Annotated in this window: 16 protein-coding genes and 1 pseudogene; 12 read left to right on the plus strand and 5 right to left on the minus strand. The window is 69.2% G+C overall.

Annotated features, from left to right (window positions below; genetic code table 11):
• Positions 1-9: 9 nt before the first annotated feature.
• Genes D7X99_RS02015 through D7X99_RS02055 form a run of 9 tightly spaced genes read left to right on the plus strand, consistent with a single transcriptional unit; the run spans position 10 to position 11,439 of the window.
• Positions 10-852 (plus strand): enoyl-CoA hydratase-related protein, encoded by an 843-nt coding sequence (locus D7X99_RS02015; protein ID WP_121776210.1) that lies wholly within the window; start codon positions 10-12, stop codon positions 850-852.
• Positions 849-1,511: a TetR/AcrR family transcriptional regulator gene (locus D7X99_RS02020; RefSeq protein WP_121776211.1), complete on the plus strand. Its 663-nt coding sequence runs from the start codon at positions 849-851 to the stop codon at positions 1,509-1,511. The genes D7X99_RS02015 and D7X99_RS02020 overlap by 4 nt, the downstream gene beginning before the upstream one ends.
• A gap of 8 nt (positions 1,512-1,519) precedes the next feature.
• Positions 1,520-2,350, plus strand: a complete 831-nt coding sequence (locus D7X99_RS02025; RefSeq protein WP_121776212.1) for an NAD(P)-dependent oxidoreductase — start codon at positions 1,520-1,522, stop codon at positions 2,348-2,350.
• Positions 2,351-2,404: 54 nt separating this feature from the next.
• Positions 2,405-4,243, plus strand: a complete 1,839-nt coding sequence (locus D7X99_RS02030) for a long-chain fatty acid--CoA ligase (protein WP_121776213.1) — start codon at positions 2,405-2,407, stop codon at positions 4,241-4,243.
• A gap of 28 nt (positions 4,244-4,271) precedes the next feature.
• Positions 4,272-5,411 (plus strand): acyl-CoA dehydrogenase family protein, encoded by a 1,140-nt coding sequence (locus tag D7X99_RS02035; RefSeq protein WP_121776214.1) that lies wholly within the window; start codon positions 4,272-4,274, stop codon positions 5,409-5,411.
• 12 nt (positions 5,412-5,423) lie between these two features.
• Entirely contained in the window at positions 5,424-6,572 is a 1,149-nt protein-coding gene (locus D7X99_RS02040; RefSeq protein WP_121776215.1) for an acyl-CoA dehydrogenase family protein, read from the plus strand.
• Positions 6,573-6,600: 28 nt separating this feature from the next.
• Positions 6,601-7,812: an acetyl-CoA C-acetyltransferase gene (locus D7X99_RS02045; RefSeq protein WP_121776216.1), complete on the plus strand. Its 1,212-nt coding sequence runs from the start codon at positions 6,601-6,603 to the stop codon at positions 7,810-7,812.
• A 38-nt stretch (positions 7,813-7,850) separates the two neighbouring features.
• On the plus strand, positions 7,851-10,028 hold the full coding sequence (locus D7X99_RS02050) for a 3-hydroxyacyl-CoA dehydrogenase NAD-binding domain-containing protein (protein WP_121776217.1): 2,178 nt from the start codon (positions 7,851-7,853) through the stop codon (positions 10,026-10,028).
• 28 nt (positions 10,029-10,056) lie between these two features.
• Positions 10,057-11,439 carry an aldehyde dehydrogenase family protein gene (locus tag D7X99_RS02055; protein WP_121776218.1) on the plus strand — a complete coding sequence of 461 codons (1,383 nt, stop codon included), beginning with the start codon at positions 10,057-10,059 and terminating at the stop codon, positions 11,437-11,439.
• A 44-nt stretch (positions 11,440-11,483) separates the two neighbouring features.
• Here D7X99_RS02055 and D7X99_RS02060 read toward each other — a convergent pair whose 3' ends face one another.
• Both D7X99_RS02060 and D7X99_RS02065 read right to left on the minus strand, forming a co-directional pair.
• Positions 11,484-13,505: a hypothetical protein gene (locus D7X99_RS02060; RefSeq protein WP_121776219.1), complete on the minus strand. Its 2,022-nt coding sequence runs from the start codon at positions 13,503-13,505 to the stop codon at positions 11,484-11,486.
• Between the two features lie 168 nt (positions 13,506-13,673).
• On the minus strand, positions 13,674-14,279 hold the full coding sequence (locus tag D7X99_RS02065; protein ID WP_147475994.1) for a hypothetical protein: 606 nt from the start codon (positions 14,277-14,279) through the stop codon (positions 13,674-13,676).
• Positions 14,280-14,401: 122 nt separating this feature from the next.
• Here D7X99_RS02065 and D7X99_RS02070 point away from each other — a divergent pair, with 122 nt between their 5' ends.
• Positions 14,402-15,325, plus strand: a complete 924-nt coding sequence (locus D7X99_RS02070; protein ID WP_121776221.1) for a hypothetical protein — start codon at positions 14,402-14,404, stop codon at positions 15,323-15,325.
• A 14-nt stretch (positions 15,326-15,339) separates the two neighbouring features.
• Here D7X99_RS02070 and D7X99_RS02075 read toward each other — a convergent pair whose 3' ends face one another.
• Entirely contained in the window at positions 15,340-17,508 is a 2,169-nt protein-coding gene (locus D7X99_RS02075; RefSeq protein ID WP_169829655.1) for a BTAD domain-containing putative transcriptional regulator, read from the minus strand.
• 169 nt (positions 17,509-17,677) lie between these two features.
• Here D7X99_RS02075 and D7X99_RS02080 point away from each other — a divergent pair, with 169 nt between their 5' ends.
• A complete protein-coding gene (locus D7X99_RS02080; RefSeq protein WP_121776223.1) occupies positions 17,678-19,693 on the plus strand; it encodes a DUF4091 domain-containing protein in 2,016 nt (671 codons plus the stop codon).
• A 305-nt stretch (positions 19,694-19,998) separates the two neighbouring features.
• Here D7X99_RS02080 and D7X99_RS44610 read toward each other — a convergent pair.
• Both D7X99_RS44610 and D7X99_RS42195 read right to left on the minus strand, forming a co-directional pair.
• Positions 19,999-20,886: pseudogene (locus D7X99_RS44610) on the minus strand (hypothetical protein); the annotation flags it as partial.
• 2 nt (positions 20,887-20,888) lie between these two features.
• A complete protein-coding gene (locus D7X99_RS42195) occupies positions 20,889-21,467 on the minus strand; it encodes a hypothetical protein (RefSeq protein ID WP_147475995.1) in 579 nt (192 codons plus the stop codon).
• A 340-nt stretch (positions 21,468-21,807) separates the two neighbouring features.
• Between D7X99_RS42195 and D7X99_RS02090 the strand changes: the two genes are divergently transcribed.
• A complete protein-coding gene (locus D7X99_RS02090) occupies positions 21,808-22,068 on the plus strand; it encodes a hypothetical protein (RefSeq protein WP_121776225.1) in 261 nt (86 codons plus the stop codon).
• The last annotated feature ends 1 nt before the right edge of the window (position 22,069 follow it).

Genomic DNA, 22,069 nt, shown 5'->3' on the forward strand with positions numbered 1-22,069 from the left:
TTTCCAACCATGAGCTACCAACACATCCGCGTTTCCTACGCGGACCGGGTCGCCAATGTGGAACTGCACCGGCCCGAAGCGCGCAATGGCTTCACCGTGCTCATGGCGGATGAACTGGCCTCCGCGCTCGCCGCCGCGGACGCGGATGAAGCGGTGCGGGTGGTCATCCTCTCTGGCGCCGGCAAGGACTTCTGCGTGGGGGCGGACCTCAGTGGCCAGTCCCTGGAGGTCACGAACACAGACATCCCCGGCGGTGCCTGGGTCGAACCCGCGACGCGCGTGGCACGCCAGTTGTTCCTGTTGAGAAAGCCAGTCATCGCCGCCATCCACGGCGCGGCTGTGGGCGTGGGCTCCACGATGATCCTCCCCGCGGACTTCCGGCTCGCGGCCCGGAACAGCCGTTTCGGGTTTGTCTTCAGCCGGCGGGGCATCTACCCGGAAGCGGGCTCCTGCTGGTTCCTGCCCCGGCTGGTGGGCCTGGGCCGCGCCATGGATTGGATGGTGAGCGGGCGGCTCGTCCCCGCGGAGGAGGCGCTAGGCGCCGGGCTGGTCCAATCCCTCCACGAACCCGAGGCCCTGGCCACCGCGGCGCAGACGCTCGCAAGGGAGTTGGTGGAATCGACCGCGCCGGTGTCCGTGGCCGTCATCCGTCAGGCGCTTTACCGGATGAGCGCCCTCCCCTCGCCGGAGCCCGCGTTCGCCCTGGACAGTCAGCTCATCGCGAGCCTCGGAGAGAGCCCGGACGCGCTAGAAGGTGTCATGGCCTTCATGCAGAAGCGACCCGCGCGGTTCTCCCGGACGGTGACCCAAGACCTGCCCGCGTTCCTCCCCTGGCAGGAGACCCGGCGATGAGCGCCCTGGCCCCCCGCTGGAAGCGGCTGGAACCGGACGAGCGCCGGCAGCAGATCCTCGATTGCGCCATGCGCCTGTTCGGCGAGCGCCCCTACGCGGACGTCTCCACCACCGACATCGCCAAGGAGGCGGGCGTCGCGCGGGGCCTCCTCAATCACTACTTCGGGCAGAAGCGGGATCTCTATCTGAAGGTCGTGAAGCGAATGCTGCTCATGCCCGGCATCGAAAAGAGCGTCCCCATGACCGGAACCCTGCGAGAGCGCGTGGAGCGCAGCGTCGAGTGGTACCTGGACACCGTGGCGACCCACGGCAAGACGTACCTGGCCGTCATCGGAAGCGGCGGCATCGGCGCGGATCCGGACGTCGAGCGCATCATCGCCGAGGCGGACGACGTGGCCGCGTCGCGAACACTCGAGTTCCTGGGGCTCAAGGCCGAGGTCGGCAACGATTCAAGGCAGCGGGCGATGATCCGCTCCTACGGCGGATTGGTGAAGTCCTCCATCCGCGAGTGGCTCCGCGACGGGACACTCAGCCGCGAGGAGACGCACCTGCTCCTGAGCGAATCGCTCCTGCTCATCGTGCGCGACCTGCTCCCCCAGCTCGCCCAAACGGCGACGCCCGGACGCGCCACCCCGGCGAAGCCAAAGGCCCAGAAGTGACGCGACCGATGGCCGGTCCGGGCCCGCTCACCGGACGCACGCTGCTCATGTCCGGCGGAAGCCGTGGCATCGGGCTGGCCATCGGTGTCGCGGCCGGACGGCTGGGCGCCAACGTCGCGCTCCTGGCCAAGACGGGCACGCCGGACCCGCGTCTGCCGGGCACGGTCCACACGGCCGCCGCGGAGATTGAAGCCGCGGGAGGCAAGGCGCTCGCGGTGGTGGGCGACGTGCGGGACGAAGCAGACGTGCAGCGCGCCGTGGACGAAACGGTGGCGCGCTTCGGCGGCATCGACTTCTGCCTCAACAACGCGAGCGCCCTGGCCCCGCTGAAGACCGAGGAGCTCTCGCTCAAGCGCTTCGACCTGATGCAGCAGATCCAACTGCGCGGGACGTTCCTGCTCACGCGCACGGCGCTGCCGCACCTGCGACGCTCGTCCCACGCGCACATCCTTTCGTTGTCCCCGCCGGTGAACCTGGCGCCCCACTGGATGGGCCTGCACCCGGCGTACACGATGGCCAAGTACGGCATGACGCTGCTCACACTCGGCTGGGCGGCGGAGCTGGCGGACGCCGGCATTGGCGCGAACGCGCTCTGGCCGCGCACGCTCATCGCCACCGCCGCCGTGAAGAACCTGCTCGGCGGGGACGCTTCGATGGAGCGGGCGCGCGCGCCGGAAATCATGGCGGACGCGGCCGTGGCCATCCTCCAGCGCCCGCCGCGCGAGTGCACCGGACAGACCTTCATCGACGAGGACGTCCTGCGCGCGGGTGGAGTCACCGATTTCAGCCGCTACGGCGGCGGCCCGGATGTGGCGCTCGACCTGTACGTCGATCCCTGAAGAGGAAGCGCGACAGACAACCTGATTGTCCTTTGACCTGGCGGAGGTGTGTCCATGGGTGCGTTTGACGCGAACCTGGAAGCGCAGTGCCTGTCCCTCGCGGCCCAGCTCACGCTGCCGCGCCTCCTTCAGCGCAACGCCACGGAGTACGCGGACGCGCCCGCGCTCACCTCCGGGAACAGCACCCTCACCTGGAGCCAGCTTCGCCAGCGCACCGCCGCGATGACCCGCGGGCTCTGCGTGCTGGGGCTGAAGCGGGGCGAGCGGATGATGATCATGATGTCCGGCCGGCCGGAGCATTGGATCATCGACTATGCGGCGGCCCACCTGGGCGCCATCTCCTGTACCGCGTACCAGACCCTGAGCACCGAACAGGTGGGCTACGTCGCCCGGCACAGCGCGGCCACGGTGGTGGTGCTGGAGGGCGCGGACGAGCTGGCCCGGTGGTGGCCGGTGCTCGAATCGCTCCCCGCCCTCAAGCGCATCGTCGTCGTGGACGCGTCCGCCCTTCCGCGCGGGGACTCGCGGTTCATCTCCTTCGCGGAACTCGAAGCCGAAGGCCGCGCCCTCCACGAGGCCCACCCCCAGGCCTTCGAGGACGCCTGGAAGGACATCCGCCCGGAGGATCCGCTGGCGATGATGTACACGTCTGGCACCACCGGAGACCCCAAGGGCGTGGTGCTGAGCCACCTCAACGCCTTCTATGAAGCCGTCGCGGTGGACCAGTGCGTCCCCGTGCCGATGCGCGTCCCCTCCATCGCCTATCTCCCGCTGGCCCACGTGGCGGAGCGCGAGCTGGGGCTGTACCGAGCGCTCTACAAAGCACTGCACATGCACCTGTGCACGGACCCCACGGGCGTCGTGCCGCTGTTGGCCCGCTCGCGCGCGCCCGCGTTCTTCGGCGTGCCGCGCCTCTGGGAGAAGCTCGCGTCGAGCCTGCGCTTGAAGATGGACGCGCTCCCCTCCGCCCAGCGTGAGCCCTTGCTCGCCGCCCACGCCGCCGCGCTGGAGTCCTTCCGGCTGCGCGGCTCTGGCAGGGCCGTGCCGCCGGAGGTCCAGCAGAAGGCCGCGGACTCCGAAGCGCGCGTGCTCGAACCGCTGCGCAAGTCCATGGGCCTGGATGCGTTGCATTGGACGAGCAGCGGCTCCGCGCCCATCCCCGTGGACATCCTCGAGTACCTGGGCGGCTTCGGCATCCAGGTGCTGGAGGTCTGGGGCATGAGCGAGACCACTGGCTGCGCCACCATCAACACCCCCACCGACTTCCGCGTCGGCTCCGTGGGGCGGCCCATCCCCGGGCTCCAGCTCAAGCTGGCGTTGGACGGCGAAATCTTCGTGCGCGGTCCGGTGGTGTTCATGGGCTACCTCGCGCTGGACGGCCAGATTGCCCGCGCGACGGACGCGGATGGCTGGCTCGCCACCGGCGACATCGGCACGCTCGACGCGGACGGCTTCCTCAGCATCACCGACCGCAAGAAGGAGCTGATCATCACGTCGAGCGGGAAGAACATCGCCCCCTCCAAGCTCGAAGGCATGCTGCGCGCCCACCCGCTGGTGGCCCAGGCCATCGCGATTGGCGACGGCCACCCCTACGTGACGGCGCTCGTCTCCCTGGATCCAGAAGCCGCGCCGCTCTGGGCCAAGGCCAAGGGCCTGTCCTCCGTGTCGTTCGAGGACCTCGCGCGCGAGCCCGCGGTCCAGACCGAATTGGCAGCGCTCGTCGCCGCGGCCAACATGCGGCTCTCCCGCTCGGAGCAGATCAAACGCTTCCAGGTCGTCCCGGAAGCCTGGTCCCCGGTGACGGGTGAGCTGACGGTCACCCTCAAGCTCAAGCGCCGCGTGCTGCTCGCGCAGTACGCCGAACGCATCGCCGCGCTCTACGCGATTGCCTGACGTCCCCTCCCCTTCCAGAGAACCGCCCATGCACGTGAGAACCCCGGAGCAAGCCTCGTTCGCTGATGCCATCGACGCGTTCTGCCGCGCCAGGACGGGCACACGCGCGCAGCGGGACGCGCTGACCCACGATGGAACGGAAGCCCACGCCCCCGGCCTCTACGCCCACATGGCCGAGCTGGGCTGGCTGGGCGTGGGAATCCCCACGGAGTACGGCGGCTCCGGCGGAGGCATGTCCGAGATGTGCCTCTTCGCGGAGCGGACCGCCTATGGGCTCGCGCCTGTGGGGGGCTACATCACCACCGCGGTGGCGGCGGGCCCCTACGCGAAGTTCGGGACCCCGGCGCAGAAGGAGACCCTCCTCGGAGGCATCGCGCGCGGCCGGGTGGAGGCCATCTCCATCTCCGAGCCCGGAGCCGGCTCCGACGCCGCCGCCATCACCTGCCGCGCGGTCCGGACGCACGGGGGCTTCGTGGTCAACGGCCAGAAGACCTGGTGCTCCAACGCGCACTTCGCGGACCACGTGCTGCTCGTGGCGCGCACGAACACCGTGGGCTCGCGGCATGAAGGCCTCACCATGTTCTGCGTCCCCGCGGGCACGCCCGGCATGGAGATCCGCGGCATCCCCACGATGGGTGGCAAGGAGGTCAACGACGTCTTCTTCACGGAGTGCTTCCTGCCGGAGTCCTCCGTCGTCGGCCTCGTGGACCAGGCCTGGCCCCAGCTGATGTCGGGGCTCAACAGCGAGCGGCTCCTGCTCGCCGCGTCCATGCTGGGCCGGGGCCGGCGCGCGTTCGACGACGCCGTCGCCTACGTGAAGGAGCGCAAGCAGTTCGGCCGCGCAGTCGGCTCCTTCCAGGCGCTCAAGCACCGCATCGCGGACCTGGCCACGGAGCTGGATTGCTGCGAGCTGCTCGTCTACCGCGTGGCGGCCATGGTGGACGAGCACCCGGACCGGATGCTCCCCCGCGAGGCCTCCATGGCGAAGCTCAAGACGACGGAGACCGCCAAGCGCGTGGCGCTGGAGGGCATGCAGATGATGGGCGGCTACGGCTACGCCACCGAATACGACATGGAGTCGCACCTGCGCGCCACGGTCATCTCCACCGTCTACGGCGGCACCAGCGAAATCCAGCGCGACATCATCGGCAAGACCTTCGGACTCTAGGAGACAGACATCATGACGACGGCACGTCCCCGGTGGAGCTCGGATGACGTCGAGCAGGTGCGCACGCTCGCGGCCACCTACTTCACGAAGGAGGTCCTCCCCAACCTGCCCAAGCACGTGGAGCAGGGCTACCCGGACAAGGCGCTCTACCGCCGCGCCGGAGAGCTGGGCCTCTTGTGCATGTCCATCCCGGAGGCCTACGGCGGCGTGGGCGGCACGTTCGCGCACGAGGCGGTCCTCATCGAGGAGCAGATCCGCGCCGGGGACCCGTCCATGGGCTTCCCCGTCCACTGCGCCATCGTCGCGCACTACCTGCTCGCCTACGCATCGGTGGCCCAGAAGGAGAAGTGGCTGCCCCGTCTGGCCAGCGGCGAGTGGGTGGGCGCCATCGCCATGACCGAGCCCGGCACGGGCTCCGACCTCCAGGCCATCTCCACCCGCGCGGTGCGTGAAGGCGACTTCTACCGGGTGAGCGGCGCGAAGACGTTCATCTCCAACGGCCACGTCTGCGACTTCATCATCATCGTCGTGCGCACGGGTCAGCCGGGCCATGCGGGCATCTCCCTGTTGTGCGCGGAGGTCTCCGACACGACGCCCGGCTTCCAGCGGGGCCGCATCCTCGACAAGCTGGGGGGCAAGGGTCAGGACACCACCGAGCTCTTCTTCGACGACCTGCGCGTCCCCGCCGTCAACCTGCTGGGAGGAGAAGAGGGCCGGGGCTTCGCCCAGCTCATGCAGCAGCTGCCCCAGGAGCGGCTGACCACGGCCATCATCGCGGTGGCGAGCCTGGAGCGCGCCGTCCAGCTCACGGTCGAGTACACGAAGCAGCGCCACGTCTTCGGCAAGCCGCTCTTCGCCCTGCAGAACACGCGCTTCGAGCTGGCGGAGTGCGCCACGCTCCAGCGGGTCTGCCGCACCTTCGTGGATGACTGCGTGGCGTCCCACCTGGAAGGCCGACTCGATGTGACGACGGCGGCCATGGCGAAGTACTGGGTGTCCGACCAGGCCTGCCTGGTAGTGGACCGCTGCCTCCAGCTGTTCGGCGGGTATGGGTATATGAAGGAATACCCCATCGCCCATCTGTTCGCGGACACCCGCGTCCTGCGAATCTTCGCCGGCGCGAACGAGGTCATGAAGGAGCTCGTCGCCCGGTCCCTGTAGCCCCTCCCTTCTCACAAGGAGGCTCCCCGTGAGCCAGGAAGCATTCATCTTCGACGCCGTCCGTACCCCTCGCGGCAAGGGCAAGAAGGGCGCCCTGCATGGCACCAAGCCAGTGTCGCTGCTCGTCGGCCTGGTGGACGCGCTCAAGCAGCGCAACCCGAACCTGGACCCGAAGCACATCGACGACGTGGTGCTGGGCGTCGTCTCCCCCGTGGGCGACCAGGGCGCGGACATCGCGCGCACGCTGGTGCTGGCCGCGGGCCTGCCGGACACCACCGGCGGCGTTCAGCTCAACCGCTTCTGTGCCTCCGGCCTGACAGCGGTGAACATGGCCGCGCAGCAGGTGCGCTCCGGCTGGGAGCACCTGGTCATCGCTGGCGGCGTGGAGAGCATGTCCCGCGTCGCCATGGGCTCCGACGGCGGCGCGTGGGCCATGGACCCCGCCACCAACTACGACACCTACTTCGTGCCGCAGGGCATCTCCGCGGACCTCATCGCGACCATGGAGGGCTTCACCCGCGAGGACGTGGACCGCTACGCCGTGCGCTCGCAGGAGCGCGCCGCCCACGCGTGGAAGAACGGCTACTTCCAGAAGTCCGTCGTCCCCGTGGTGGACCAGAACGGGCTCATCATCCTGGACCGCGATGAGCACATGCGCCCGGACTCCACCGTGGCCTCGCTGGGCCAGCTGAGCGCGTCCTTCACCACCATGGGTGAGATGGGCGGCTTCGACGCGGTGGCGCTCCAGAAGTACCACGCGGTGGAGCGCATCCATCACGTGCACACGCCGGGCAACTCCTCAGGCATCGTGGACGGCGCGGCGCTGGTGCTGGTGGGTTCGGAGAAGGTGGGCAAGACGCTGGGCCTCAAGCCTCGCGCGCGCATCGCCGCCGTGGCCACGTCCGGCGCGGAGCCCACCATCATGCTCACCGGCCCGCTGCCGGCCACCCGCAAGCTGCTGGACATCGCCGGCCTGTCGGTGAAGGACATCGACCTCTTCGAGCTCAACGAGGCCTTCGCCTCCGTGGTCCTCAAGTACCAGAAGGACCTGGACATCCCGGACGAGAAGCTCAACGTCAACGGCGGCGCCATCGCCATGGGGCACCCGCTGGGCGCCACCGGCGCCATGATTCTTGGAACCGTGGTGGACGAACTGGAGCGCCGCAATGCGCGCCGCGCGGTCGTCACCCTGTGCGTCGGCGGCGGCATGGGTGTGGCCACCCTCGTCGAGCGCGTCTGACCCCTCCCTCCCCTTTCAAAGACTTTCGAGCGAACACCATGAGCGAACAGAACACCCTGCGCTGGGAACAGGACGCGGACGGCATCGTCGTCTTGACGATGGACGACCCCTCCCAGTCCGCCAACACCATGAACGCCGCCTACGTGAAGTCCATGCGCGCGGCGGTGGACCGGCTGGTGAAGGAGAAGGACAGCATCACCGGCGTCGTCATCACCTCCGCGAAGAAGACCTTCTTCGCGGGCGGCGACCTCAACGACCTGCGCCGCGTGAAGAAGGATGAAGCGAAGCAGGTCTTCGACCTGGGCCAGGAGATCAAGGCGCAGCTGCGCGCGCTGGAGACCCTGGGCAAGCCCGTGGTCGCGGCCATCAATGGCGCGGCGCTGGGCGGCGGGCTGGAGATCGCCCTCGCGTGCCACCACCGCATCCTCGCGGACGTGAAGGGCGCGCAGGTGGGCCTGCCGGAGGTGACGCTGGGCCTGTTGCCCGGCGGCGGCGGCGTGGTGCGCACGGTGCGCATGCTGGGCATCACGGACGCGCTGATGAAGGTGCTGCTCCAGGGCCAGCGCTACCGCCCGCAGGAGGCGAAGGAGCTGGGGCTGGTGAATGAGGTGGTGCCGTCCGTGGACGCGCTCCTGCCCGCGGCGAAGGCGTGGGTGAAGGCGAACCCGAAGGCGCAGCAGCCGTGGGACCAGAAGGGCTACAAGATTCCCGGCGGCACGCCGTCCCACCCGGCGTTCGCGGCGAACCTGCCCGCCTTCCCCGCCAACCTGCGCAAGCAGCTCAAGGGCACGAACATGCCCGCGCCGCGCGCCATCATGGCGGTGGCGGTGGAGAGCACGCAGGTGGACGTGGACACCGCGTTCACCATCGAGTCGCGCTACTTCACGGAGCTCGTCGTCGGCCAGGTCGCGAAGAACATGATGCAGGCGTTCTTCTTCGACATGCAGCACATCAACTCCGGCGGCGGCCGTCCCAAGGGCTTCCCGCAGCACACCGCGAAGAAGGTGGGCGTGCTGGGCGCGGGCATGATGGGCGCGGGCATCGCGTACGTGTGCGCCAAGGCCGGCATCGACGTGGTGCTCAAGGACGTGAGCCTCGCCTCGGCGGAGAAGGGCAAGGGCTACTCCGTCAAGCTGGTGGAGAAGGCCGTCTCCAAGGGCTCCCTCACGAAGGAGAAGGGCGACGCGCTGCTGGCGCGCATCACCCCGGCGGAGGACCCGGCCGCGCTCGCGGGCTGCGACCTGGTCATCGAAGCCGTCTTCGAGGACGTGAAGCTCAAGCACAAGGTGTTCCAGGAGATTCAGGGCGTGGTGGCCCCGGACGCGGTGCTCGCGTCCAACACCTCCACCCTGCCCATCACCCTGCTCGCGGAGGGCGTGTCACGGCCGCCGGACTTCGTCGGCATGCACTTCTTCTCCCCCGTGGACAAGATGCCGCTGCTGGAGCTCATCGCCGGCAAGCAGACGAGTGACGCGGCGCTGGCGAAGGCCATCGACATCGCGGTGCAGATTGGCAAGACGCCCATCGTCGTCAACGACAGCCGGGGATTCTTCACCAGCCGAGTCATCGGCACGTTCCTCAACGAGGCCATCGCCATGGTGGGCGAGGGCATCGCGCCCGCGTCCATCGAGCAGGCGGGCCTCCAGGCGGGCTACCCCGCCGCCCCGCTCTCCCTGATGGACGAGTTGACGCTGACGCTGCCCCGGAAGATCCGCCAGGAGACGAAGGCGGCCACGGAGGCGGCGGGCCAGCCGTGGGCGGACCACGGCAGCTACGCGGTGATGGACGCGCTCATCGACCAGCACGGGCGCAAGGGCCGCTCCACGGGCGGCGGGTTCTACGACTACGCGGACGGCAAGCGGACGAACCTCTGGCCGGGGCTGGCGCAGCACTACGCGAAGCCCGGCTACACCATCCCCTTCGAGGACATGAAGGAGCGGATGCTCTTCGCGGAGGCCATCGACACCGTGCGCTGCTTCGACGAGGGCGTGCTGCGCTCGGCGGCGGACGCGAACGTGGGCTCCATCCTGGGCATCGGCTTCCCGCCGTGGACGGGCGGCGTGGTGCAGTACATCAACGGCTACGAAGGCCCCTCCGGCACGGGGCCGCGCGGCTTCATCATCCGCGCGCGCCAGCTGGCGGAGCGCTACGGGAAGCATTTCCTGCCGCCCGCGTCCCTGGTCGCGAAGGCGGAGCGCGGAGAGCTGCTCGAGTAAACCCCTCACCCACACAAGAGGTCGCCCCATGAGGAATCAGCGGGAGCATGACGTGAAGGCACTCGTTTCAAGGCAGCGCGCCTGTTTCGAAACCCGCGTCACGCTCCCGCTGAAATGGCGGCAGGAGCAGCTGCGGGCGCTCGAAACGGCGGCGCGCAAGCATGAGGAGGCCATCCTGGCCGCCCTCAAGGCCGACCTCTCGAAGAGCCCGGAGGAGGCCTACCTGACGGAGGTGGGCAGCATCTATGGGGAGCTGAAGACGGCCCTCAAGCACGTGAAGGCCTGGATGGAGCCACGCAAGGGCTCCGCGCCGCTCGTCATCCAACCGGCGCGGGCCTGGCAGTACGCGGAGCCCCTGGGCGTGACGCTCATCATCGCGCCCTGGAACTATCCCTATCAGTTGTCGCTGGCGCCGCTCATCGGGGCGCTCGCCGCGGGCTGCACCGCCGTGCTGAAGCCTGGTGAGCACGCGCCGGCGACCTCACGCGTGCTCGCGAAGATGCTGGGCGAAGCGTTCCCTCCCGAGGTCGTCTCCGTCGTGGAGGGCGGCGTGGAGGAGAGCCGCGCGCTGCTCGACGAGCGATGGGACCTCATCTTCTTCACCGGAGGCCCCCAGGTGGGCCGGACCGTCGCCGAAGCGGCGGCCCGGCACCTGACGCCCACCGTCCTGGAATTGGGCGGCAAGAGCCCCTGCATCGTCGACCGGAGCGCGGACCTGGAGATCACCGCGCGCCGCATCGCCTGGGGCAAATACGTCAACGCCGGGCAGACCTGCATCGCGCCGGACTACGTGCTCATCCCCTCCGACCTCCAGGAGCGCTTCACGGCGCTGGTCCAGAAGGCCGTCCGGAGCTTCTACGGAGACGACGCGAGCGCGAGCGCCGACTACGGCCGCATCGTCAACGCCCGCCACTTCGAGCGCGTCAGCGCGCTCGCGGCCCATGGGAACATTGCCTTCGGCGGAGAGCGCGACGCAGCCAGCCGCTACTTCGCGCCCACCGTCATCACCGACGCGCCCCTGACGAGCCCGCTGATGCAGGAGGAGATCTTCGGCCCCCTCCTCCCGCTGGTCGACTGCGAGGACGTCGACGACGCCATCCGCTTCGTTCGCGCCCGCCCCAAGCCGCTCGCCCTCTACAGCTTCGCGAGGGACGCCGCGGTGAACGAGCGCGTCCTCACGGAGACGTCCAGCGGCGGCGCCGTCACCAACGACGTGTGCGTCCACTTCGCCGCGGAGGGAATGCCCTTCGGCGGCGTGGGCGAGTCCGGCCTGGGCGGCTACCACGGCCAGTCCAGCTTCGACGCCTTCAGCCACAAGAAGAGCGTGGTGAAGCGGCCGTTCATCCTGGACATGAAGCTGCGCTACCCACCCTACACGGGGAAGCTGGACCTCTTCCGCCGCTTCCTGTGACGGGCCAGGGGGCGCGGACCCTTTCCGCGCCCCCTCCCCTCTGATTACAGCGTCTTCATGTATTCGATGAGGGCCCAGCGCTCCGGGTCGGTGAGCGACTGGGTGAAGTCATGCCCCTCGTTGCCCATGCCGTAGAAGTGGGTGTTGAAGATCATCCGGGAGCGGATCTGCTTCTGGGTGATGGGCGGCGGCGACTGGTAGGCGAGCGAGTTGTAGTTGGCGACCAGGTTCGCGATGTTCGCGAAGAGCACGTCAGCCGTCGCCATCTCCTCGCTGCACGGGATGAACGGGTCGTTGGACGGGGAGTTGGCGCAGGGCAGCGACGACACCTTCCAGCCCAGCTTCGCGAAGTCATAGGACGCGTAGCTCGCGTCGTAGCCCGCGTTGGTCCCCAGGATGTTGGCGGAGGTCTGCAGGCGCTTCCACACCGCCGGCCGTTCCGCCGGCTTCAGCACGTCCCAGAGGGTGGGCACGCTGCCGTTGTGGAAGAACGGCGCGGAGGCCCACGCGCCATAGAGCGGCGGCGCGATGTAGCCGAACGGGCTGATCCACTCGTTGGGCCCCAGGGGTGAATAGACGGGGCCCAGGCCGTTGTCATACGCGCTGCGCGGCACGCGCCGCAGGGCGCTGGTGATGATGTCGTCGTAGAAGGGGCCGTGGTTGGGGGCCTCGTCGTTGTAGCCCAGGAAGGACGAGTTCCAGGCCTTGCGCTTGCGGATGTCCGCCATCAGGTCCTTGCGCGCGGGGTCCGTGCGGATGGTCTCGATGGGGGTAATCACGCCCGCCACGCCCTTGAGGCGCGGGTCGGGCAGGTACGCCGGGTCCGCGGCGTGGCGCGGCGAATAGACGCCGTGGCAGGACGCGCAGGAGCCGTTGCCCGGCGCCTTGGGAATGTTGGCGTTGGCGCCGTTGGCCCACAGGTCCCTCTCGTGGAAGAGCACCGCGCCCTGCTCGGCGAGCGCGGCGTTGACCGTCTTGGGGTACGTGGGAGGTGACATCGAGATGAAGAAGTTGTCGTTGTCCTCGAACTCGACGGTCATCGCCCGGCGCTGCGCGGGCGTGCGCCCCAGGTTCGCGATGCTGAAGGCCATCTCCGAGCGGACGTTGTCCGACGTGAGGGCGCCATCCCAGAACTGCCGCGTCTTGAAGGCGCGGTGCCACCAGCTGGGCGCGCGGGACTGGCCGCCCGCGTGGGTGGGGAAGTATTCGAGCAGGCTGGGCGCCAGCGCGAGCGAGTCCATGTCGAAGAGCGCGGGCAGCAGGTCCACGATGCCGATGGCGTCACTGGTGCCGCGGCCCACGCTCCACGGCACGGGCGCCAGCTGCAGCACGGTGCCCACGCCCGTCGAGCGGAAGAAGTCGGATTGGATCAACCCCGCGTCCAGCGCGTCGTTCGTGCGCCCCCACACGAAGCCGGCCTCCTGTTCGGTCCCCAGTCGCGAGTCGTGGCACCCCGAGCAGCTGGAGCTGATGGCGCCCGTATAGCGCCCGTTCGAGTCCTTCTCCTGCACGAGCCCCAGGGGGAGCTGGCCGCTGCCGCCGTTGGTGAGGTTGGGGTTCTCCCACGGCAGCGGATAGGGATTGCGGAACGGCGCCTTCGCCATGCCGTAACGCTTGATGACCTGCTCGTCGAAGTCCGAGGGGCGGATGAGGAAGCCCCAGAGCAGGTAGAGGTTGTAGTAGGCGAGCGCGGTGGTGAACGGCTGGAAGTAGGCGCGCGTTTCAATGTTGTTGCGCCCCCGGGCCACGCTCGCGCGGAACTCGCCGCACGTCGTGGGATTGGGCGGCAGCGTGGAGACGAACGGCGCCGGGGGATTGTGCAGGTCCACCCAGTACGCGTTGAACTGGACCGCCGCCCCGGGCTTGTTGACACCCGGCACCACCAGCGTGCGCGGATCCACCGGCAACGGCGTTGAGTCCGGCTTCCCATTGCAGGCCGCCACGAATGGCGACCGCACCGCCGTGGTCTCCAGCAGCGGCAGGGGATTGGCGGCAGCCCCGGCACTGACCAGGAAGAGGACCAGGGAACTCGGACACGCCCACGTACGGCTCCATCGCAGTCTCATGCACGACCTCCAGCGCCTATTGGCACTTTGACAACAAGGAACCTTGTAGGCCCCGGATTCCGGGGTCTCAATACGCAGCGCGTTAGCGTGTCTGGGAAAAACAAAGGGCCCGGAACGGTTGGTTCCGGGCCCTCGAGTGTTCACGTGTGTTGACGCTGGAGACCTGGGTCAGAGCACGCCGGGGGACGCCTTGGCCTGCGTCTTGGCGAAGATTTCGCGCAGGCGGGTGGCGACCTTGGGCATCACGTCCTCGAAGGCGAGCTCGGTGGACTGCCGCAAGGACTCCTGCCCCGCGGACGCCCCACCCAACCACGCCGAGGCCGCCTTGCTCTTCTGGGACTCGCCCTCGATCAGGTCACTCACCTGGATGGCGCCCTGGGTCCCCCGGGAGCGCACTGTCAGCTTCAACTTCGACACGAAGCCACCGCCGTTGACGTCGAAGTACTGGATCTCCGGGACGATGAGCACGTCCGCGTCACCCATGTCCTCGGGGCCGGAAGCCTCCTGGACGGACTGGAAGACGGTGCCCATCATCTGCGGGAAGCTGCGCGTGAGCCCTTCGCCAATGGTGATGTTCCAGGTGTGCCCGGCGCCCAGGACGAAGTAGCTGTCCGAGTCGATGCGCGCCTTCTGCTCGGGGGAGATGAAGTAGCGCGCGCGAAGCGCCAGCGGCGTCCCCGCGTTGGACATGGGCGCGGGGCTCGGCCGCACCTGGTGGGTACAGCCGACGAACGCGAGCAGCGCGAACAAAGGCAGAACGAGGTTTCTGGGCATGGCGACTTCATAGCCCACCGCTCCCTTTCCGCCCAATCCCAGGCAGAAATGACCCGCCGCGGTGAGTAGGACTCAGGTCCCAACCATTGACCCAAGGCCGGGAGAACCCGTTTGATTCATCAATGCTCAATCAAACCACGGAGTACCAGTCCTGTATCCAGAGTTCCGAACGGGTGTCCTGGCGTCTGGATGAGCTGCTGCCCAAGGACACCGTGCTCGACTTCAGCCACCGGTTCCTTTCGGATGCGCTGACCGGGACGGAAGACATCCCCTTCCTGAGCGCGGAGGAGCGGCTGATGTTGAATCACATCCGCTCCAACAGCTACGCGCACCTGTTCCTGTTCCTGGAGGAGTACGCCGTCGCCCTGGCCGCCCAGCGCGCCGGCCTGGAGCTTCACGGGAACGCGACGCACATGCGGGCGCTGCTGCGGTTCACCGAGGAGGAGCTGAAGCACCAGCAGCTCTTCGCGCGCTTCACCGGCGTGTTCGCGAAGGGCTTCAAGGTCGCCCCTGCCCTGCTCGACAACCAGGTGGAGGTGGCCCGGGCCATCATGGCGAAGTCGAACCTGGGCGTGCTGATCTTCAACCTGCACATGGAGCTGATGACGCAGCAGCACTACCAGGAAACGGTTCGCGGAAACAAAGACGAGACGCTGGATCCGCTGTTCTGCAACCTGCTCAAGCACCACTGGCTGGAAGAGGCGCAGCACACCCGGCTGGACTTCCTGGAGGCCCAGAAGATCCTCGCCCAGGCGCCCGAAGCCCTGGACGCGGCCCTGACTGAATACTCGGAGCTGCTCCAGGCGCTGCGTGGCACCCTGAACGCGCAGCTCGCGCTGGATCTCCAGACGCTGGAGAAGGCGGTGGGGCGCACGTTCACGCCCACCGAACGCCAGCAGTTGTCCGAGTCCCAGGAGCGTTCATATGTCTGGGGTTTCATCGGGATGGGAATGAAGGCCCCCCTCTTCCTCTCCCGCCTGCGCGCGCTCTCTCCCCTCGCGGAGCAGCGCGTGCTGGAGCTGGCCCCGACGTACTACTGCGCCTGAGCCGGCTTTGAAGCTCAGCCGCGGCGACCGCGAGCGCCTGGGCCTGCCGCGGGCCCAGGGGTGAGGACTCCCGCGGGGGTGGCTTGGAGCCGGCAGCGCGCCTCGGCGGCCCGCGCCTGCACGGCGTCCTCGTGCTGTCCCAGCGACAGCATGAGGGACGCGGCGCGCGCGTAGTGCTCCGCCGCCAGCTCGGGCGGCAGGACCTGTTCGTCGGAGCGAGCGGATGCCAGCAGGTGGGGCAGTGCCCGCTCCGTCCGCCCAGCTCCGAGCCAGTGGTGCGCCAGGAGGATGGAGGGGGCGCCGTCCTCCTCGAACACCGTGGCGAGCCGGGCGTGCAGCACGCGCTCCTCACCGGGCCCCATCCCGGCCAGGACCGCCTCCATCACCAGGTCGTGGCTGAAGCGCTCGCCCATCAGCACCTGGGCCGCCTCCAGCTCCGCGAGCGCCTCATGCGCCTCCGCCTGCTTCACCTGGAGGCTCCCGGCCACGAGCGAGGTCTTGAAGAAAGCCCCCGCCAGCGCCGCGAGCCGCGCGCACTGGAGCGCCAGCTGAGACAGCCCTTCCAGGCGCCGCTGGATGAGGGGGCCCACGCGCCCTGGAGGCGGCAACCGTTGGGGCCATTCACGGTGCAACGAGTCCGTCTCCAGCAGGTGCTTCAGCGTCTCCACCACGTACAGGGGATTGCCGCCCGTGTAGCGGGCCAAAGTCTCCAGGTGAGCCTCCGCGCCCGGCAGTCCCATGGCCGCCACCATGCGCTTCACGTCCTCGTCCGTCAGCGCGTCCACCTCCACGACGCGCGCCAGTCCCGCCTCGACGAGCCCTGCCACGTGCATCCGCGTCTCGGGCGACAATTCTCCCCGGCGATAGCAGTCGATGAAGCGCAGGCTGCGTGCGCCTGGAGGGGCCGTGTCGGCCAGCCGGGAGAGCGCGAAGGTGAAGGCCCTGGCACTGGCCGCGTCCCAGTACTGCACGTCGTCCGCGACGCTGATGTCCTCATGTTCGTGGAGCAGTTGGAGCGCCGCCACGATGGCGTCGTAGAAGCGCAGCGTGCCGGCCTCGGAGGCCAGGGGCGGCAGCAGCCGCGCATCTCCCAGCTCCGGGAGGATGCGCGACAGCTCGGTGCGCACCCAGTCCGGCAGCTTCACGTCCGGCCAGCGCCGCAGCTGTGTGCGGAAGGCACGCGCCTGGGAGGCGAACGGCACGTCCCGGTCTCCCGCTCGCGCCTCGATGCGGCCCCAGCGGCCCTGCGTGGCCGCGAACTCCTCCGCGAGCCGCGTCTTGCCGCTGCCGGGCTCACCGGAGATGAACAGCAACTGGCCCGCCTCCCAGCCGGCTTCCAGCTGCCGCCACGCCGCGTCCCGGCCCACCAGCACCGGAGGACGCAGCACGGACAGGGGCAGCGAAGGCCGAGTCCCCAGGGAGCGGGAGCGCGGCGGGGCCTGCTCCACCTCCCGCACCAGCGCGAGCGTCTCCGGCATGGGGGTGACGCCCAGTTCCCGGTCCAGCACGTCGCGCAGGTGTTCGAACGTCGCGAGCGCGGCGCCCCGGTCACCCTGCAGGTAGTGCAGCCGGATGAGGTGCCGGCCGGCCTGCTCGGATTCGGGCTCCTGCCGCGCCCATGTCTGCGCCAGCCCCAGGGCGGCGGTCCAATCGCCCGCGGCGGTGAGCTGGGCGACGCGGGCCTCGCGCGCCTCGCGAACCCATCCTTCGATGCCCGCGCGAGCGCCATCCAGCCAGCGCGCGAGCTCCGGACAGTCATCGAAGTCGAAGCCCGCCAGCAACGTGTTGCCTTCGGCGTCCACACACGCCAGGGCCTCCGCGTGGGCACGGGCCTCCGTGGTGGCCTTGAGGCACGCGGCGTCCACGGACACGGGCGAGACCAATGCCAGCCGTTCGGCGTCGCCCTCCACCAGGGGCGCATCCTCCGTGGCGACTCGCAGGCGGCGCAGCAACTGCCGCAGGTTGCTTCGCACGGTCGTGGGCGGCGAATCCGGCCACAGGAGGGACGCGAGCGCGAACTTGGGCGAGGGGCCCTGCAATGCCAGCCACGCCAGCAGCGCCGCGGTGCGCCGCTCCAACCTCACGCGTTGACCGTCGGGGCCGCACAGCTGCGCCAGCCCCAGGACCCGCACCCGCCATTCCCTGCCATCCACCGGAAGTCTCCCCAGGCCTCGCGCCGTCATGCGAAGCGCGCACCTTACTCGACCAGACGTGGAAGCAAGCCGTCGATGGCCTCTCGTGTCTGCCCATGGCGCCGTCCTCGGGCATCCGAGCCTGGGAGCGCTGGTGGGCCCGGGTGACGGAACAGCCGGGAGGCTGGAGCCGCACACGGCCCGTGCGCATCCATTCCCCATGCTGGCACTTCGACAGTGTGGACTCGGCTGGCTGGCGTTGTCCGCGGCCTGGCCGGTGTTCGCGGCGGAGCCGGTGGTGTGGGGCGAAGGGATGATGGTGAAGGTCCGTCCCGACAACACCGCGCCAGGAAGCAGCACCGAGGTACGACTCACCGCCGCGCGCAATGAGTTCGTCTCCTTCCAGGTGGCGTTGCACGGCGGTGACCGGGGCCTGCGGGGCGTGCGAGCCCGCCTGCCCGCGCTGGAGGGGCCCGCGACGCTGACGGGACTGAACGTGACGCTGTACCGGCAGGCGTACATCACCACGCGGCAGGGCTCCGAGCCCGGGCAGCCAGTGGGGCGCTGGCCGGACGGGCTGGTGCCGGACATGGACGAAATCGCCAGGGAGCCGCGCAATGCCTTCCCCTTCGACGTGCCCGCGCGCGAGGCGCGAGCCGTCTGGGTGGACGTGCACGTGCCCGGGGACGCGCCCCCCGGCGACTACACGGGCACGGTGACGGTGGAGGCGGAAGGCGGCTTCCAGCGGCAGGTGACCGCGAGGCTGACAGTGGTGGAAGCGGTGATGCCGAGCACTTCCTCACTGGCCTCGGCGTTTTCGCTGTCGCCGGCCCAGGTGTGCCTCGCGCATCTGGGCCGGGCGGACTGCTCGCACGAGGAACTGCAACCTTTCCTCGTGCGCTACCAGCAGATGGCGCTGGAGCACCGCATCACGCAGCCCCGGCTCTACCTGCGCGGGTCCGGGCCCAAGGCATGGAGCGATTTCGACGCGACGTGGGGGCCCAGCCTGGATGGCACCGCGCCCACGCGGCTGCCCGGCGCGCGGATGACGAGCCTGGAATACACAGGGCCCCTCACCGCTGGCGGACTGTCGGCCTTCACCGGGCACATGCGCGAGCGCGGCTGGCTGAACCGGGCCTTCGCGCTGATTGGCGACGAGCCGCCCATCTGGATCAGCTACGAGCAGGTGCAAGCCGCCGGAACGCTGGTGCGGCAGGCCGCGCCCGGCCTTCGCACCCTGCTGACGACGAACGCCAGCCAACTGAAGCCCACCGGCCTGGTGCCCCTGGTGGACATCATGGTTCCGATGGTGAACCACCTGGAGGGCACGGATCCGGGCTTCGTGGGGAACCAGACCGCGACGTACGTGGAGTTCCTCTCGCGGCCCGGAACGGAGTTGTGGATGTATCAAAGTTGCATGATCCACGGCTGCTCGCCCACGGTCTCCGTGCCGCAGAACCGGCCGGGGTCGGGTTGGCCGTCGTACATGGTGGACCGCCCCTCGACGAACGCCCGCGCGATGGAGTGGCTGTCCTTCCTCTTCGGCTGCAAGGGCGAGCTGTACTACGAGACCGCGGGCATGCTCCCCACGGCGTGGACGGACCAGTACCACTTCGATGGCAACGGGGACGGGACGCTGTTCTACCCGGGCACGCCCGCGATCATCGGCGGGCGGACAGACGTGCCGGTGGCCTCCCTGCGCCTGAAGCTCATCCGTCAGGGCATGCAGGACTATGAGTGGCTCAAGGCGGTGAGCGACGCGGGCGACCCGGCCTTCGCGCACCAGGTGGCGCGAGAGCTCATTCCCAACGCATGGCAGGTACCGGATGACGGCGCCGCGTTCGATGGCGCGCGGCTGCGGCTCATCCAGCGCTACGGGGAGCTGACCTTGGGCAACCCGTCCGCCCCGCGCATGGGCGGGGCGCCGGTCTCCATGCCCTTGGAGCCGCAGGTTCCAGGCGGTCCAGGGGAGCCGGGCGGGCAAGGCAACGCGGGCGGCTGCGGCGCGGCCCCTGGCGTCTCCGTGGCGGGAGTCCTGCTATGGGCGGCCTGGGCGCTGGGCAGGACACGCCGGGCGCGGGGGCGGCACCGCACTCACGGGGTCTCTGGCAGATTGAGACCCGCCTTCAGCAACTCGGTCTTGATGGCGCGGGACTCCTGGGCCCGCGTCACGAGGAAGACCCCGTGCATGCCCCGTTGCTCCCGGATGCGGACCCCGCCCGCGAGGAGGGCCTGAAGAACCTTCACGGATCTGGCCTCCGAGCAGAAGTCCCCTGCGCGCAGGGCCTGGGAATACAGATAGGTGCCCGGCTCCTCCGCGATGGCGCCACGGGACATCTTGCTCAGCAGCAGGGAGACGACCTCCGCGCTACAGCCGTTCGCGGCCAACGTGAGGGGTGAGCCGCCGAAGTGTTTGACGTCCACGCGCGCGCCGGCCTCCAGCAACAGCTTCATCATCGTGGGGTCGCCCTTGTCTTCACGAAGCCGATCCGCCGCGTCCAGCAGCGGAACGCGGTTGCTGAACTTCGGCCCATTCGGGTCCGCCCCCGCCTTCAGCAGGAGCCGCACGACCTCCACGTGCCTATTCCTCACGGCCAGTTGCAACGAGGAGGTCAGCTCATCCGGGCGGCTGTCGGGTGAAGCGCTCATCTTGAGGGCTCGCGCCACCTGCGCCGTGAGGCCCGCCTTCGCCAGCGGAGAAAGCGGCGGACGCACCCCGCCCTCCAGCAGTGCGTCCACCATCGAGGGACTCACGGCGTCGAAGTCACTGAGCCAACGTTCGAGGAGGGCGGCCCCGTCGCGGGACGAGACGGGCCTACCCGCGACCAGCACGGCACGCATCAGCGCGACGTCCCGGTGGGCGAAGGCCTGCCCCATGGCGTACTGGATGACGGAGGGGGAGATTCCACCCCGCCCCTGCCGGGCAAGGCGCTCCACCTGGGGGGTCTGGCGCGCAACGGCGGCAGCGAGGAAGTCCGCATCCAACAGACACGCGGACCGGGCGGAAGCGCCCGCGTCCACCAGGCGCTGCTCGATTCGCTTCAGGCGCTTGAAGCGCGCGAAGCACACAGCGCTCCATGCCGGTGGAGGCCAGTACTGTTGATGCCGGGGAACGATGAGCAACGGATCCGCGCCCGCATCCAGCAGGACGTTGGCGGCCTTCTCCTTCCCCTCCTCGCACGCAACCATGAGCGGGGAATGCACGTGAGGATGAACCAGCTCATCCGTGTTGTTCCGGGACGCGCCCTCAGCCAGCAATGCACGCAAGGCCTCGGCGTCGTCATCCAGGATGGCGCGCATCACTGGCGGCACATGAGGCATGGGGGAGGTCGCCCGCGCGGCACGCCCACCCAGCAGCAGCACCAGGAACACGGCGAGGAACGTCGCACGACGGGCGGAACACGAGGACATGAGGTGCTCGGGGGACATGGTCAGGGACTCAGCAGCTTTCGCAGACGCGCGTCCTTCGTCCGCCGCTGGAGCGCATCCAGACAGACATCGCGACGGGAGCGGGTTCCAGGCGGATCCCGGTCCTCCGGTTCATCCAGGCACTCCAGCAGGTCAAGGTCGAAGCGCGTGAACGGCTCGATGCCAATGGCTTGCCGAAGCTCCTTGGCGGACCTTCTTCCCAGGAGGGCCTGCACCCATTGCCTCAAGCAGTGTCGGACAGCGTCCGGCTTCTCCAGCGCCTCCAGGCATTGTCCCGGTCGGGTGACGCCCTCTGTGCCGCGATGGCCGGTCGGCCCTTCGGGGCTGCTGCCGCGATAGCGGATGCCGGGCCGCTTCGCGGTGACGGCGCAGTCCTCGGGACAATTGCAGCGCTGCTCGTGCACGTCACACACGCCATCGCCGCACGCCAGACACGAAGGCATGTCCATCGGGTCGCGCTGCGGTTTGCAGGTGTCGTCCGGCGTCAGTTCACCGCAACGGCTCACCAGTCCGGAGCAGCACGGCTCGCCCAGACCGTAGACGCTCACCGAGCCACACGTGCGGTCCCTCGGGCGGTTCATGCGGGATGCGCAGAACGGCTGACCATCACAGTACGTCAGCCGGATGCAGAGTTCGGGGAACTCACCACACCGCTCTGGCGGAAGGCCCTCACACCACACGTCGGGCCGGCGCTGGGCGGTGGCCACCGGAGTCACACCCGCATCGGGGGATGGCACTGGCGCGGGGGGCGCGGGATTCGGGGACCAGGCAGCCAACGCCATCCCAAGGAGCGCCGCGAACAGCGAGGGCGGGACGAGGCTCCGGTTCCAGGTTCTTCCCATTGGCATGCTGTTCCAGGGCCTTTCACGCCCTGCTCCTCCACCGGGTGCCCATCCGGGGTTCCCAGCATAGACTCCAGGCATGAATCCTGTTCGTGGCATCACTCTCTTCGCGGCCGCCCTCTCCCTGCTGACCAGCTGCGCGACACTCGACACGTCGAACATGACGCCGTCCTGCCGCTCCCAGTACGAAGCGTGTCTCAACAGTTGCCAGCCGCGCGGCCGGCCCGCATCGAGGCAGCCGCCGGACTCCGTGCAGGGCAACGCGGAGCGGCTCACCCTCGATACGCAGACGCCGGCCTGCACCGACTCCTGCAAGCAGCAGGCGAAGACCTGCTCCTGAG

Origin of the sequence: Corallococcus sp. AB032C (assembly GCF_003668935.1) — a bacterium.
In the GTDB taxonomy this organism is placed as follows: Bacteria; Myxococcota; Myxococcia; order Myxococcales; family Myxococcaceae; genus Corallococcus; species Corallococcus exiguus.

What these genes read in the sequence shown, in the direction of transcription:
- D7X99_RS02050 (WP_121776217.1), top strand. Translation starts at nt 7,851, where the DNA reads ATGAGCGAACAGAACACCCTGCGCTGGGAACAGGACGCGGACGGCATC.
- D7X99_RS02025 (WP_121776212.1), top strand. Translation starts at nt 1,520, where the DNA reads ATGGCCGGTCCGGGCCCGCTCACCGGACGCACGCTGCTCATGTCCGGC.
- D7X99_RS02080 (WP_121776223.1), top strand. Translation starts at nt 17,678, where the DNA reads ATGCTGGCACTTCGACAGTGTGGACTCGGCTGGCTGGCGTTGTCCGCG.
- D7X99_RS02055 (WP_121776218.1), top strand. Translation starts at nt 10,057, where the DNA reads ATGAGGAATCAGCGGGAGCATGACGTGAAGGCACTCGTTTCAAGGCAG.
- D7X99_RS02030 (WP_121776213.1), top strand. Translation starts at nt 2,405, where the DNA reads ATGGGTGCGTTTGACGCGAACCTGGAAGCGCAGTGCCTGTCCCTCGCG.
- D7X99_RS02015 (WP_121776210.1), top strand. Translation starts at nt 10, where the DNA reads ATGAGCTACCAACACATCCGCGTTTCCTACGCGGACCGGGTCGCCAAT.
- D7X99_RS42195 (WP_147475995.1), bottom strand. Translation starts at nt 21,467, where the DNA reads ATGAACCGCCCGAGGGACCGCACGTGTGGCTCGGTGAGCGTCTACGGT.
- D7X99_RS02090 (WP_121776225.1), top strand. Translation starts at nt 21,808, where the DNA reads ATGAATCCTGTTCGTGGCATCACTCTCTTCGCGGCCGCCCTCTCCCTG.
- D7X99_RS02070 (WP_121776221.1), top strand. Translation starts at nt 14,402, where the DNA reads ATGCTCAATCAAACCACGGAGTACCAGTCCTGTATCCAGAGTTCCGAA.
- D7X99_RS02035 (WP_121776214.1), top strand. Translation starts at nt 4,272, where the DNA reads ATGCACGTGAGAACCCCGGAGCAAGCCTCGTTCGCTGATGCCATCGAC.
- D7X99_RS02020 (WP_121776211.1), top strand. Translation starts at nt 849, where the DNA reads ATGAGCGCCCTGGCCCCCCGCTGGAAGCGGCTGGAACCGGACGAGCGC.
- D7X99_RS02060 (WP_121776219.1), bottom strand. Translation starts at nt 13,505, where the DNA reads ATGAGACTGCGATGGAGCCGTACGTGGGCGTGTCCGAGTTCCCTGGTC.
- D7X99_RS02075 (WP_169829655.1), bottom strand. Translation starts at nt 17,508, where the DNA reads ATGACGGCGCGAGGCCTGGGGAGACTTCCGGTGGATGGCAGGGAATGG.
- D7X99_RS02040 (WP_121776215.1), top strand. Translation starts at nt 5,424, where the DNA reads ATGACGACGGCACGTCCCCGGTGGAGCTCGGATGACGTCGAGCAGGTG.
- D7X99_RS02065 (WP_147475994.1), bottom strand. Translation starts at nt 14,279, where the DNA reads ATGCCCAGAAACCTCGTTCTGCCTTTGTTCGCGCTGCTCGCGTTCGTC.